Origin of the sequence: Pseudoalteromonas rubra (genome assembly GCF_004212645.1) — a bacterium.
Taxonomy (GTDB): domain Bacteria; phylum Pseudomonadota; class Gammaproteobacteria; order Enterobacterales; family Alteromonadaceae; genus Pseudoalteromonas; species Pseudoalteromonas rubra_G.
This window is the reverse complement of sequence record NZ_PPUZ01000186.1, coordinates 1-430: the sequence shown is the minus strand read 5'-3', so window position 1 is coordinate 430 and position 430 is coordinate 1. Positions and strand designations below refer to the sequence as shown.

The 430-nt window shown below is 52.8% G+C and carries 1 protein-coding gene; it reads left to right on the top strand.

Going from position 1 to position 430, the window contains the following annotated elements:
- The coding region (locus C3B51_RS23445; RefSeq protein ID WP_130246570.1) for a phosphopantetheine-binding protein at positions 1–430 on the top strand (430 nt) is incomplete at both ends.

The following is a 430-nucleotide window of genomic DNA, read 5'->3' as shown; positions in this document are numbered from 1 at the left end:
TAAAAAAGCCCTGCCAGAAGCAGATACTTCAGCGCTGCAGGGCCGTTATGTGGCACCTGAAAATGATATTGAGCGGACACTGTGTGAAATTTGGGGGCAGTTACTGGGTCTGGATGCAGGCAGCATCAGTACCGCAGATAATTTCTTTCATCTGGGTGGCCACTCTTTACTATTGGTCAGACTGGCGGCTGAACTGCGAGCCCAACTGGCTGTTGAGTTACCGATCAAGACCTTATTTAATGCTGCAACCATTGCAGAGCAGGGCAAAGCTGTGAAAGCACATCATGGACAGGCGCTTCGTTCAGAAGTCGCCCCAGTGCAGGTAGCTCGCCAGGTTGACGCTCAGTTTGGTCAGTGCCGTGTGTTGCCGCTGTCTTTTGCTCAGCAGCGACTGTGGTTTATTGACCAGCTGCACAAGGGCTCGGCGCAG